This is a genomic window from Staphylococcus sp. EG-SA-2, assembly GCF_017152085.1.
In genome coordinates, this window is record NZ_JACYHC010000751.1 from 1 (window position 1) to 13264 (window position 13264).

The window sequence follows — 13264 nt, forward strand, 5'->3', positions numbered from 1 at the left end:
TTCAAACCAATTGTATATGGATTTGAAAGCTTTTTGAAAGGTAGTACACTAATTTTTACAGCTGTAGTCGGTATGTTGGCTAGTATATTTACGGGCGGATTCTCATTTGATATGTTAAATGGTCCGGTTGGTATTTATCATAACGTCGACTCAGTTGTTAAAGCGGGTATCATTAGCTTAATTGGTTACACTGCGTTATTAAGTGTAAACTTAGGTATTATGAATTTAATTCCTATTCCTGCACTAGACGGTGGTCGTATTTTATTTGTTATATATGAAGCGATTTTCAGAAAACCAGTTAATAAAAAAGCGGAAACAACGATTATTGCTATTGGTGCCATTTTCATGGTCGTTATTATGATATTAGTAACGTGGAATGATATTCGACGATATTTCTTATAATTTAGGAGGATAAATAATTATGAAGCAATCCAAAGTTTTTATACCAACGATGCGTGATGTGCCATCAGAAGCAGAAGCACAAAGTCATCGTTTATTATTGAAATCGGGTTTGATAAAACAAAGTACAAGTGGGATTTATAGTTATTTACCGCTAGCAACACGTGTGTTAAATAATATTACTGCAATTGTGCGACAAGAAATGGAACGTATCGATTCTGTTGAAATTTTAATGCCAGCGTTACAACAAGCTGAATTATGGGAAGAATCAGGACGTTGGGGTGCATATGGCCCAGAATTAATGCGTTTACAAGATAGACATGGAAGACAATTTGCATTAGGTCCAACACATGAAGAATTAGTTACATCAATAGTAAGAAATGAATTGAAATCATACAAACAATTACCGATGACATTATTCCAAATTCAATCTAAATTCCGTGATGAAAAGAGACCACGTTTTGGTTTACTTCGTGGGCGTGAATTTATTATGAAAGATGCGTATTCATTCCATGCTGACGAGGCATCATTAGATCAAACGTATCAAGATATGTATCAAGCGTATAGCCGTATTTTTGAGAGAGTTGGCATTAATGCTAGACCAGTTGTAGCAGATTCAGGTGCTATAGGCGGTAGCCATACACATGAATTTATGGCATTAAGTGCTATCGGTGAGGATACAATCGTTTACAGTAAAGAAAGTGACTATGCTGCTAATATCGAAAAAGCAGAAGTCGTTTACGAACCAAATCATAAGCATTCTACTGTGCAACCTTTAGAAAAAATTGAAACACCAAATGTTAAGACTGCACAAGAATTGGCAGACTTCTTAGGTAGACCAGTAGATGAAATCGTTAAAACGATGATTTTCAAAGTTGATGGCGAATATATTATGGTTTTAGTGCGTGGCCATCATGAAATTAATGACATTAAATTAAAATCTTATTTCGGCACAGATAATATTGAATTAGCAACACAAGACGAAATTGTTAATTTAGTTGGTGCAAATCCGGGTTCACTAGGTCCTGTTATTGATAAAGAAATCAAAATTTATGCAGATAATTTTGTGCAAGATTTAAATAATTTAGTTGTCGGTGCTAACGAAGATGGCTATCACTTAATTAATGTAAATGTAGGTAGAGACTTCAACGTTGATGAATATGGCGATTTCCGTTTTATTTTAGAAGGCGAAAAGTTAAGTGATGGTTCAGGCGTTGCACATTTTGCTGAAGGTATTGAAGTTGGTCAAGTATTCAAATTGGGTACTAAGTATTCAGAATCAATGAATGCTACATTCTTAGATAACCAAGGAAAAGCTCAACCTTTAATTATGGGCTGTTACGGTATTGGAATTTCTAGAACGCTAAGTGCGATTGTTGAACAAAATCACGATGATAATGGAATTGTTTGGCCTAAATCAGTTACTCCATTTGATTTACATTTAATTTCTATTAATCCTAAGAAAGATGATCAACGAGAGCTAGCAGATGCACTATATGCTGAATTTAATACTAAATTTGATGTGTTGTACGATGATCGTCAGGAACGTGCAGGTGTCAAATTTAATGATGCCGATTTAATTGGTTTACCACTGCGAATTGTTGTTGGTAAACGTGCATCGGAAGGTATTGTAGAAGTTAAAGAACGTTTAACAGGTGATAGCGAAGAAGTTCACATTGATGACTTAATGACTGTCATTACAAATAAATATGATAACTTAAAATAATTAAGATCGAATGAATTATAAGAGTAGGAAAAAGCTGAAAGAAATCTGATGCTTATGTCCTGCTCTTATTATTTTTGATATAATGATTATTCGATGAAAAATGACTGAAGACATAGTATAATTAAAGATAAATTTGTTTTAACAATATTATGATTAGCCAAATATAAAGCATTTAATTTTCTATCATTACTATGCTCACATAATCTAAATATTGTTCGAACACGTAAAAGTAATTTCTATTTAAGGTGGTAATTGTCTTGGCAATGACAGAGCAACAAAAATTTAAAGTGCTTGCTGATCAAATTAAAATTTCAAATCAATTAGATGCTGAAATTTTAAATTCAGGTGAACTGACACGTATAGATGTTTCTAACAAAAACAGAACATGGGAATTTCATATTACATTACCACAATTCTTAGCTCATGAAGATTATTTATTATTTATAAATGCAATAGAGCAAGAGTTTAAAGATATCGCCAACGTTACATGTCGTTTTACGGTAACAAATGGCACGAATCAAGATGAACATGCAATTAAATACTTTGGGCACTGTATTGACCAAACAGCTTTATCTCCAAAAGTTAAAGGTCAATTGAAACAGAAAAAGCTTATTATGTCTGGAAAAGTATTAAAAGTAATGGTATCAAATGACATTGAACGTAATCATTTTGATAAGGCATGTAATGGAAGTCTTATCAAAGCGTTTAGAAATTGTGGTTTTGATATCGATAAAATCATATTCGAAACAAATGATAATGATCAAGAACAAAACTTAGCTTCTTTAGAAGCACATATTCAAGAAGAAGACGAACAAAGTGCACGATTGGCAACAGAGAAACTTGAAAAAATGAAAGCTGAAAAAGCGAAACAACAAGATAACAACGAAAGTGCTGTCGATAAGTGTCAAATTGGTAAGCCGATTCAAATTGAAAATATTAAACCAATTGAATCTATTATTGAGGAAGAGTTTAAAGTTGCAATAGAGGGTGTCATTTTTGATATAAACTTAAAAGAACTTAAAAGTGGTCGTCATATCGTAGAAATTAAAGTGACTGACTATACGGACTCATTAGTTTTAAAAATGTTTACTCGTAAAAACAAAGATGATTTAGAACATTTTAAAGCGCTAAGTGTAGGTAAATGGGTTAGGGCTCAAGGTCGTATTGAAGAAGATACATTTATTAGAGATTTAGTTATGATGATGTCTGATATTGAAGAGATTAAAAAAGCGACAAAAAAAGATAAGGCTGAAGAAAAGCGTGTAGAATTCCACTTGCATACTGCAATGAGCCAAATGGATGGTATACCCAATATTGGTGCGTATGTTAAACAGGCAGCAGACTGGGGACATCCAGCCATTGCGGTTACAGACCATAATGTTGTGCAAGCATTTCCAGATGCTCACGCAGCAGCGGAAAAACATGGCATTAAAATGATATACGGTATGGAAGGTATGTTAGTTGATGATGGTGTTCCGATTGCATACAAACCACAAGATGTCGTATTAAAAGATGCTACTTATGTTGTGTTCGACGTTGAGACAACTGGTTTATCAAATCAGTATGATAAAATCATCGAGCTTGCAGCTGTGAAAGTTCATAACGGTGAAATCATCGATAAGTTTGAAAGGTTTAGTAATCCGCATGAACGATTATCGGAAACGATTATCAATTTGACGCATATTACTGATGATATGTTAGTAGATGCCCCTGAGATTGAAGAAGTACTTACAGAGTTTAAAGAATGGGTTGGCGATGCGATATTCGTAGCGCATAATGCTTCGTTTGATATGGGCTTTATCGATACGGGATATGAACGTCTTGGGTTTGGACCATCAACGAATGGTGTTATCGATACTTTAGAATTATCTCGTACGATTAATACTGAATATGGTAAACATGGTTTGAATTTCTTAGCTAAAAAATATGGCGTAGAATTAACGCAACATCACCGTGCCATTTATGATACAGAAGCAACAGCTTACATTTTCATAAAAATGGTTCAACAAATGAAAGAATTAGGTGTATTAAATCATAACGAAATCAACAAAAAACTCAGTAATGAAGATGCATATAAACGTGCAAGACCTAGCCATGTCACATTAATTGTACAAAACCAACAAGGTCTTAAAAATCTATTTAAAATTGTAAGTGCATCATTGGTGAAGTATTTCTACCGTACACCTCGAATTCCACGTTCATTGTTAGATGAATATCGTGAGGGATTATTGGTAGGTACAGCGTGTGATGAAGGTGAATTATTTACGGCAGTTATGCAGAAGGACCAGAGCCAAGTTGAAAAAATTGCCAAATATTATGATTTTATTGAAATTCAACCACCGGCACTTTATCAAGATTTAATTGATAGAGAGCTTATTAGAGATACTGAAACATTACATGAAATTTATCAACGTTTAATACATGCAGGTGACACAGCGGGTATACCTGTTATTGCGACAGGAAATGCACACTATTTGTTTGAACATGATGGTATCGCACGTAAAATTTTAATAGCATCACAACCCGGCAATCCACTTAATCGCTCAACTTTACCGGAAGCACATTTTAGAACTACAGATGAAATGTTAAACGAGTTTCATTTTTTAGGTGAAGAAAAAGCGCATGAAATTGTTGTGAAAAATACAAACGAATTAGCAGATCGAATTGAACGTGTTGTTCCTATTAAAGATGAATTATACACACCGCGTATGGAAGGTGCTAACGAAGAAATTAGAGAACTAAGTTATACAAATGCGCGTAAACTGTATGGTGAAGACCTGCCTCAAATCGTAATTGATCGATTAGAAAAAGAATTAAAAAGTATTATCGGTAATGGATTTGCGGTAATTTACTTAATTTCGCAACGTTTAGTTAAAAAATCATTAGATGATGGATACTTAGTTGGTTCCCGTGGTTCAGTAGGTTCTAGTTTTGTAGCGACAATGACTGAGATTACTGAAGTAAACCCGTTACCGCCACACTATATTTGTCCGAACTGTAAAACGAGTGAATTTTTCAATGATGGTTCAGTAGGATCAGGATTCGATTTACCTGATAAGACGTGTGAAACTTGTGGAGCGCCACTTATTAAAGAAGGACAAGATATTCCGTTTGAAACATTTTTAGGATTTAAGGGAGATAAAGTTCCTGATATCGACTTAAACTTTAGTGGTGAATATCAACCGAATGCCCATAACTACACAAAAGTATTATTTGGTGAGGATAAAGTATTCCGTGCAGGTACAATTGGTACCGTTGCTGAAAAGACTGCTTTTGGTTATGTTAAAGGTTATTTGAATGATCAAGGCATCCACAAAAGAGGCGCTGAAATAGATCGACTCGTTAAAGGATGTACAGGTGTTAAACGTACAACTGGACAGCATCCAGGAGGTATTATTGTAGTACCTGATTACATGGATATTTATGATTTTACGCCGATACAATATCCTGCCGATGATCAAAATTCAGCATGGATGACGACACATTTTGATTTCCATTCTATTCATGATAATGTATTAAAACTTGATATACTTGGACACGATGATCCAACAATGATTCGTATGCTTCAAGATTTATCGGGCATTGATCCAAAAACGATACCTGTAGATGACAAAGAAGTCATGCAAATATTTAGTACACCTGAAAGTTTAGGTGTTACTGAAGATGAAATTTTATGTAAAACAGGTACGTTTGGGGTTCCAGAATTCGGTACAGGGTTCGTGCGTCAAATGTTAGAAGATACAAAGCCAACAACATTTTCTGAATTAGTTCAAATCTCAGGATTATCTCATGGTACAGATGTGTGGTTAGGCAATGCTCAAGAATTAATTAAAACCGGTATATGTGATTTATCAAGTGTAATTGGTTGTCGTGATGATATCATGGTTTATTTAATGTATGCTGGTTTAGAACCATCAATGGCTTTTAAAATAATGGAGTCAGTACGTAAAGGTAAAGGTTTAACTGAAGAAATGATTGAAACGATGAAAGAAAATGAAGTGCCGGATTGGTATTTAGATTCATGTCTTAAAATTAAGTACATGTTCCCTAAAGCCCATGCAGCAGCATACGTTTTAATGGCAGTACGTATCGCATATTTCAAAGTACATCATCCACTTTATTACTATGCATCTTACTTTACAATTCGTGCGTCAGATTTTGATTTAATCACGATGATTAAAGATAAAACAAGCATTCGAAATACTGTAAAAGACATGTATTCTCGCTATATGGATCTAGGTAAAAAAGAAAAAGACGTATTAACAGTCTTGGAAATTATGAATGAAATGGCGCATCGAGGTTATCGAATGCAACCGATTAGTTTAGAAAAGAGTCAGGCGTTCGAATTTATCATTGAAGGCGATACACTTATTCCGCCGTTCATATCAGTGCCTGGGCTTGGCGAAAACGTTGCGAAACGAATTGTTGAAGCTCGTGACGATGGCCCATTTTTATCAAAAGAAGATTTAAACAAAAAAGCTGGATTATCTCAGAAAATTATTGAGTATTTAGATGAGTTAGGCTCATTACCGAATTTACCAGATAAAGCTCAACTTTCGATATTTGATATGTAAAATGAAATAATCAAGGTATTTATTTAATGCGTATGGCGTAGTTAAAGAAATACAAAATTGTTGCTGGACATAAAATTATGCCTGTATTTCTTTTCAACGTCTTACGAGTCTATTCGAATGTAATGGTGAAATAAATGAACAAACTTTTACAAGAATCTCTGATTAATAGTGAAGTCATTTGTTTCAAGCATAAACTTATGCTATAATTAAGTTGCTTAAAAATTAGTGAACTCAGGCAGAAGAGTGGGAGATTCCCGCTCTTTTCTATTTGCCAAAAAGGGAGGCCTGTATGAGTAAAATTACAGAACAAGTAGAAGTGATTGTTAAACCAATTATGGAAGACTTGAATTTTGAACTTGTAGACGTTGAATATGTCAAAGAGGGTAGAGATCATTTTCTTAGAATCTCTATTGATAAAGAAGGTGGCGTAGATTTAAATGATTGTACGCTAGCTTCTGAAAAAATAAGTGAAGCTATGGATGCAAATGATCCTATTCCTGAAATGTATTATTTAGACGTAGCGTCACCTGGTGCAGAACGTCCAATTAAAAAAGAACAAGATTTCCAAAATGCAATAACTAAACCTGTATTTGTTTCTTTATATGTACCAATTGAAGGTGAAAAGGAATGGTTAGGCATTTTACAAGAAGTCAATAATGAAACAATTGTAGTACAAGTTAAAATCAAAGCAAGAACGAAAGATATAGAGATACCGAGAGACAAAATAGCAAAAGCACGTCACGCAGTTATGATTTAACGTGATGAGGAGGAAAAAACGTGTCAAGTAATGAATTATTATTAGCTACTGAGTATTTAGAAAAAGAAAAGAAGATTCCTAGAGCAGTATTAATTGATGCTATTGAAGCAGCTTTAATTACTGCATACAAAAAGAATTATGATAGTGCAAGAAATGTCCGTGTGGAATTAAATATGGATCAAGGTACTTTCAAAGTTATCGCTCGTAAAGATGTTGTTGAAGAAGTATTTGACGACAGAGATGAAGTGGATTTAAGTACAGCGCTTGTTAAAAACCCTGCATATGAAATTGGTGATATATACGAAGAAGATGTAACACCTAATGATTTTGGTCGTGTAGGTGCTCAAGCAGCGAAACAAGCAGTAATGCAACGTCTTCGTGATGCTGAACGTGAAATTTTATTTGAAGAATTTATAGACAAAGAAGAAGACATACTTACTGGAATTATTGACCGTGTTGACCATCGTTATGTATATGTGAATTTAGGTCGTATCGAAGCTGTTTTATCTGAAGCAGAAAGAAGTCCTAACGAAAAATATATTCCTAACGAACGTATCAAAGTATATGTTAACAAAGTGGAACAAACGACAAAAGGTCCTCAAATCTATGTTTCTCGTAGCCATCCAGGTTTATTAAAACGTTTATTTGAACAAGAAGTTCCAGAAATTTACGATGGTACTGTAATTGTTAAATCAGTAGCACGTGAAGCTGGCGATCGCTCTAAAATTAGTGTCTTCTCTGAAAACAATGATATAGATGCTGTTGGTGCATGTGTTGGTGCTAAAGGCGCACGTGTTGAAGCTGTTGTTGAAGAGCTAGGTGGCGAAAAAATCGACATCGTTCAATGGAATGAAGATCCAAAAGTATTTGTAAAAAATGCTTTAAGCCCTTCTCAAGTTTTAGAAGTTATTGTTGATGAAACAAATCAATCTACAGTAGTTGTTGTTCCTGATTATCAATTGTCATTAGCGATTGGTAAAAGAGGACAAAACGCACGTCTAGCTGCTAAATTAACCGGCTGGAAAATTGATATTAAATCAGAAACAGATGCGCGTGAAGCGGGTATCTATCCAGTAGTTGAAGCTGAAAAAGTAACTGAAGAAGATATTGCTTTAGAAGATGCTGACACAACAGAATCAACCGAAGAGGTAAATGATGTTTCAGTTGAAACAAATGTAGAGAAAGAATCTGAATAATAGGTTGGAGTGAAGTATCTATGAAAAAGAAAAAAATTCCGATGCGAAAATGTATTCTTTCAAATGAAATGCATCCCAAAAAAGATATGATTCGTGTTGTTGTTAATAAAGAAGGCGAAATCTTTGCGGATGTTACTGGAAAGAAACAAGGCCGTGGCGCATATGTTTCTAAAGATGTTGCTATGGTTGAAAAAGCACAACAAAAAGAAATTTTAGAAAAATATTTTAAAGCATCTAAAGAGCAATTGGATCCTGTTTACAAAGAAATTATTAGATTAATTTATAGAGAAGAGATTCCAAAATGAGTATAGATCAAATATTAAACTTTTTAGGATTAGCAATGAGAGCTGGTAAAGTAAAAACAGGTGAATCAGTCATTGTTAATGAGATTAAAAAAGGAAATTTGAAGCTCGTTATTGTTGCAAATGATGCGTCTGATAATACAGCTAAATTAATTACAGATAAATGTAAGAGTTACAAAGTTCCATTCAGAAAGTTTGGAAATCGAAATGAATTGGGAATAGCACTTGGAAAAGGTGAGCGTGTTAATGTAGGGATTACTGACCCAGGCTTTGCTAAAAAGTTGCTATCAATGATAGATGAATATCATAAGGAGTGATTATATGAGTAAACAAAGAATTTACGAATATGCGAAAGAATTAAATCTAAAGAGTAAAGAGATTATAGATGAGTTAAAAAGCATGAATATAGAGGTTTCAAATCATATGCAAGCTTTGGAAGATGACCAAATTAAAGCATTAGATAAAAAGTTCAAAAAAGAACAAAAGAACGACAATAAACAAAGCACTCAAAATAATCACCAAAAATCAAACAATCAAAACCAAAATAAAGGGCAACAAAAAGATAACAAAAAGAATCAACAACAAAATAATAAAGGCAACAAAGGCAATAAAAAGAATAATAGAAATAATAAGAAAAATAACAAGAATAATAAACCACAAAATCAACCAGCTGCTCCAAAAGAAATACCATCAAAAGTGACATATCAAGAAGGTATTACAGTAGGCGAATTTGCGGATAAATTAAATGTTGAATCATCAGAAATTATCAAAAAATTATTCTTACTTGGTATTGTTGCTAATATCAATCAATCATTAAATCAAGAAACAATCGAATTAATTGCCGATGATTATGGCGTTGAGGTTGAAGAAGAAGTTGTGATTAATGAAGAAGATTTATCAATCTACTTCGAAGACGAAAAAGATGATCCAGAAGCAATTGAGAGACCAGCAGTTGTAACAATTATGGGACATGTTGACCATGGTAAAACGACTTTATTAGATTCAATTCGTCATACAAAAGTTACAGCAGGTGAAGCAGGCGGAATCACTCAACATATTGGTGCATATCAAATTGAAAACGATGGCAAAAAAATCACTTTCTTAGATACACCGGGACATGCTGCATTTACAACGATGCGTGCGCGTGGTGCACAAGTAACAGATATTACAATTTTAGTAGTAGCAGCTGACGATGGTGTTATGCCACAAACAATTGAAGCAATTAACCATGCTAAAGAAGCAGAAGTACCAATTATTGTTGCAGTAAATAAAATTGATAAACCAACTTCAAATCCTGATCGAGTTATGCAAGAATTAACTGAATATGGTTTAATTCCTGAAGATTGGGGCGGCGAAACAATTTTCGTTCCACTTTCTGCATTAAGTGGTGATGGTATCGACGATTTATTAGAAATGATAGGATTAGTTGCAGAAGTTCAAGAACTTAAAGCAAATCCTAAAAACCGTGCTGTTGGTACAGTTATCGAAGCTGAATTAGATAAATCACGTGGTCCTTCTGCATCATTATTAGTACAAAACGGTACATTAAATGTTGGTGATGCGATTGTAGTTGGTAATACTTACGGCCGTATCCGTGCAATGGTTAATGACTTAGGTCAAAGAATCAAAACGGCTGGTCCATCAACGCCTGTTGAAATTACAGGTATTAATGATGTGCCACAAGCTGGGGATCGCTTTGTTGTATTTAGTGATGAAAAACAAGCTCGTCGTATTGGTGAATCAAGACACGAAGCTAGCATTGTACAACAACGTCAAGAAAGTAAAAATGTTTCATTAGATAACCTGTTTGAACAAATGAAACAAGGTGAAATGAAAGATTTAAACGTTATTATTAAAGGTGATGTTCAAGGTTCTGTTGAAGCTTTAGCTGCATCATTAATGAAAATTGATGTTGAAGGCGTAAATGTTCGTATCATTCATACAGCGGTTGGTGCAATTAATGAGTCAGACGTGACACTTGCTAATGCCTCAAATGGTATTATCATTGGTTTCAATGTTCGTCCAGACAGTGGTGCAAAACGTGCTGCAGAAGCTGAAAATGTTGATATGCGTTTACACAGAGTTATTTATAATGTTATCGAAGAAATTGAATCAGCGATGAAAGGTTTACTTGATCCAGAATTTGAAGAACAAGTTATCGGACAAGCTGAAGTTCGTCAAACATTCAAAGTTTCTAAAGTTGGTACTATTGCTGGATGTTATGTTACTGAAGGTAAAATTACGCGAAATGCTGGTGTACGTATTATTCGTGATGGTATTGTTCAATATGAAGGCGAATTAGATACACTTAAACGTTTCAAAGATGATGCTAAGGAAGTTGCAAAAGGTTATGAATGTGGTATTACAATTGAAAACTACAATGACCTTAAAGAAGGCGATGTTATCGAAGCATTTGAAATGGTTGAAATTAAGCGTTAATTAAATAAATTACAAGCTAAAAGTATAGTTAAGATTGATATGCTCCCTATAAATATTGCACTTTTTAAGTGTCTACTTTATAGGGAGCATATTTGATACTAGCTTTTGGTTTTTTATTAGAATAGATTACCTATTAAAAGTTACGTTATATGGACATGATTTTGTATAAAATTTTGTGGTGGCCTAGAATGATTTTTAATGACAAAATATAATGTCGACTATTATTGGAAAATTTTCTGTTGAAATGCCTATCTTACGGCAAACTTTATTTGATTTTATAGGCTTAATTTATTAAAATAACGTGTGAGCTAAAATAATTGTTTAAGCATTGTTACACTAAAAAATGCAAATAACAATTGAACTTAAAGATAAAGAGGTGACAAGAATGAGCAGTATGAGAGCAGAGCGTGTTGGTGAACAAATGAAGAAGGAATTAATGGATATCATCAACAATAAAGTCAAAGATCCTCGAGTTGGTTTTATTACAATTACAGATGTTGTTTTAACAAATGATTTATCGCAGGCTAAAGTATTTTTAACTGTATTAGGTAACGATAAAGAAGTAGAAAATACATTTAAAGCACTTGATAAAGCAAAAGGCTTCATTAAGTCTGAATTAGGTTCTAGAATGCGATTACGTATTATGCCGGAATTAATGTATGAATATGATCAATCAATCGAATATGGCAATAAAATTGAACGAATGATTCAAGATTTACACAAACAAGATAGATAATTTAGTGTTAGGTATCTGGAAAATGTTTGATAATTTCTTAATATCGGTATATTAACATTAAACAGTTAATACATAGATGTGTAGAAATAGTTAACATTTTCCAGTTTTTTTATGAATAAATTCAGTTGATACGCTATTAAAATATATTTTAAAAAAGAAGGTGACTATATGTATAATGGGATATTACCAGTATATAAAGAGCGCGGTTTAACAAGTCATGACGTTGTATTCAAATTGCGTAAAATATTAAAAACTAAAAAAATAGGTCACACGGGTACGCTTGATCCCGAAGTTGCAGGCGTGTTACCGGTATGTATAGGTAATGCAACGAGAGTTAGTGATTATGTTATGGATATGGGCAAAGCTTATGAAGCAACTGTATCGATAGGAAGAAGTACAACGACTGAAGATCAAACGGGTGATACATTGGAAACAAAAGGTGTACACTCAGCAGATTTTAATAAGGACGATATTGACCGATTGTTAGAAAATTTTAAAGGTGTTATTGAACAAATTCCGCCAATGTATTCATCAGTCAAGGTGAATGGCAAAAAATTATATGAATATGCGCGTAATAATGAAACAGTTGAAAGACCAAAGCGTAAAGTTAATATTAAAGACATTGGGCGTATATCTGAATTAGATTTTAAAGAAAATGAGTGTCATTTTAAAATACGCGTCATCTGTGGTAAAGGTACATATATTAGAACGCTAGCAACTGATATTGGTGTGAAATTAGGCTTTCCGGCACATATGTCGAAATTAACACGAATCGAGTCTGGTGGATTTGTGTTGAAAGATAGCCTTACATTAGAACAAATAAAAGAACTTCATGAGCAGGATTCATTGCAAAATAAATTGTTTCCTTTAGAATATGGATTAAAGGGTTTGCCAAGCATTAAAATTAAAGATTCGCACATAAAAAAACGTATTTTAAATGGGCAGAAATTTAATAAAAATGAATTTGATAACAAAATTAAAGACCAAATTGTATTTATTGATGATGATTCAGAAAAAGTATTAGCAATTTATATGGTACACCCTACAAAAGAATCAGAAATTAAACCTAAAAAAGTCTTTAATTAAAGGAGATAGAATTTATGAAAGTCATAGAAGTGACACATCCTATACAATC

Annotated in this window: 10 protein-coding genes; all 10 read left to right on the forward strand. The window is 33.5% G+C overall.

Translation table 11 applies throughout. The annotated features are described in order from the left end of the window. On the forward strand, nt 1–402 hold a 402-nt coding region (locus tag IDG60_RS13650), incomplete at its 5' end, for a site-2 protease family protein (RefSeq protein ID WP_206160799.1). A 19-nt stretch (nt 403–421) separates the two neighbouring features. Then, on the forward strand, nt 422–2125 hold the full coding sequence (locus IDG60_RS13655; protein ID WP_000814094.1) for a proline--tRNA ligase: 1704 nt from the start codon (nt 422–424) through the stop codon (nt 2123–2125). A 263-nt stretch (nt 2126–2388) separates the two neighbouring features. Beyond that, nucleotides 2389–6699: a PolC-type DNA polymerase III gene (locus IDG60_RS13660; RefSeq protein ID WP_001801936.1), complete on the forward strand. Its 4311-nt coding sequence runs from the start codon at nt 2389–2391 to the stop codon at nt 6697–6699. Between the two features lie 289 nt (nt 6700–6988). Next, nucleotides 6989–7456, forward strand: coding sequence for a ribosome maturation factor RimP (gene rimP, locus IDG60_RS13665; protein WP_000036631.1), 468 nt, complete (start codon nt 6989–6991; stop codon nt 7454–7456). 20 nt (nt 7457–7476) lie between these two features. Beyond that, on the forward strand, nt 7477–8652 hold the full coding sequence (gene nusA / locus IDG60_RS13670) for a transcription termination factor NusA (RefSeq protein WP_000097471.1): 1176 nt from the start codon (nt 7477–7479) through the stop codon (nt 8650–8652). A gap of 20 nt (nt 8653–8672) precedes the next feature. Next, nucleotides 8673–8957 carry an RNase P modulator RnpM gene (gene rnpM, locus IDG60_RS13675; RefSeq protein ID WP_000727423.1) on the forward strand — a complete coding sequence of 95 codons (285 nt, stop codon included), beginning with the start codon at nt 8673–8675 and terminating at the stop codon, nt 8955–8957. Beyond that, the gene (locus IDG60_RS13680; protein WP_000020853.1) at nt 8954–9271 is read left to right on the forward strand and encodes a YlxQ family RNA-binding protein; all 318 of its coding nucleotides are present in this window, start codon (nt 8954–8956) and stop codon (nt 9269–9271) included. The genes rnpM and IDG60_RS13680 overlap by 4 nt, the downstream gene beginning before the upstream one ends. Nucleotides 9272–9275: 4 nt before the next feature. Further along, a complete protein-coding gene (infB, locus tag IDG60_RS13685; RefSeq protein WP_000043635.1) occupies nt 9276–11393 on the forward strand; it encodes a translation initiation factor IF-2 in 2118 nt (705 codons plus the stop codon). Nucleotides 11394–11778: 385 nt separating this feature from the next. After that, nucleotides 11779–12129 (forward strand): 30S ribosome-binding factor RbfA, encoded by a 351-nt coding sequence (gene rbfA / locus IDG60_RS13690; RefSeq protein ID WP_000097322.1) that lies wholly within the window; start codon nt 11779–11781, stop codon nt 12127–12129. 168 nt (nt 12130–12297) lie between these two features. Beyond that, nucleotides 12298–13215, forward strand: coding sequence for a tRNA pseudouridine(55) synthase TruB (gene truB / locus IDG60_RS13695; protein WP_000282298.1), 918 nt, complete (start codon nt 12298–12300; stop codon nt 13213–13215). Nucleotides 13216–13264 lie beyond the last annotated feature (49 nt).